General features: G+C 75.7%; 1 protein-coding gene. It reads right to left on the bottom strand.

What is annotated here, in order from left to right:
• On the bottom strand, positions 1-255 hold a 255-nt coding region (locus tag ACQG3P_RS20665), incomplete at both ends, for an FAD-dependent oxidoreductase (protein ID WP_426806095.1).

Here is a 255-nt window from a genome sequence, read left to right as displayed (position 1 = left end):
ATGCCGGTCTGGCGCCCGTCGGCGTTGTGTTCGCGCAGCTGCCGCCGGTACTCGGCGCGGGTGGTGAACATGCGGTCCGGCTCGGTGGTGCCTGGGGTGAGCAGGTCAGCCACCAGCACGCCCAGGTAAGCGTCGTCGCGGCGGGGGCACCTGCCCGCCTCGTCGCGCCCGCGGGGGGCGGCGGTGTGGCCGGCCAGCAGGCCGTGCGCGGCGGCCAGTTCAGAACCGGTGGTGCCGGTGATCTGCCCGGCGCAG

Source organism: Stenotrophomonas sp. SrG, from assembly GCF_050031795.1.
In the GTDB taxonomy this organism is placed as follows: Bacteria; Pseudomonadota; Gammaproteobacteria; order Xanthomonadales; family Xanthomonadaceae; genus Stenotrophomonas; species Stenotrophomonas rhizophila_A.
The sequence above is the reverse complement of the archived record's forward strand: the minus strand, read 5'-3'. Positions and strand labels throughout refer to the sequence as shown.